General features: G+C 53.0%; 1 protein-coding gene. It reads right to left on the bottom strand.

Annotation, left to right across the window (positions count from 1 at the left end):
* Positions 1–400: 400 nt before the first annotated feature.
* Positions 401–504, bottom strand: a 104-nt coding sequence (locus HK439_RS26435) for a transposase domain-containing protein (protein ID WP_190294281.1), incomplete at its 5' end; no start/stop codon positions are given.

The raw sequence follows: 504 nt of genomic DNA, 5'->3' as shown, positions 1-504 counted from the left end.
GCGATGACCAACCGTGTCCGGGGGCCCGGAACTGTCCGGGATTTAGCGAAATCCCTGTCCGGGAATTACCGAAACGCGTGTCCGGGAATTACTGAAATCTGTGTCCGGGGATTACCGAAACCCGCAAGGTACCCAACTGGGCAGGATGTTTTTAGGCGCAGCAGTCCAAATAACTACTATATGAGCGGGCGAGGAGGTTGTTGGCTGAATTTATGTAATTAGAGATTTTTAGAATGAATATGGAACATCTGATGTCTGTACGGCAATTGGCAGAGAGTCACGCAGCTTTTACCGAAAATATGATCCGCTGGTGGATCTTCAATGCGGACACAAACGGCTTTAATGCCTGCCTCATCCGTATCCGGGGGCGGGTATTTAGTAAGCGCGAAGCTGCGGCCGTTCAGCTCTTGTAGTTCCAGGGCATGAGAGCGCCGATGTCGCTATTGGGCCAACCGTTGGCGATGCGCTCGAGGGTCTGTGTGAGCCAGGCGTGGGGATCAAGCT

The sequence above is a fragment of the Roseibium aggregatum genome, assembly GCF_014692675.1.
Taxonomy (GTDB): Bacteria; Pseudomonadota; Alphaproteobacteria; order Rhizobiales; family Stappiaceae; genus Roseibium; species Roseibium aggregatum_C.
This window is presented reverse-complemented; position numbering and strand designations above follow the sequence as displayed.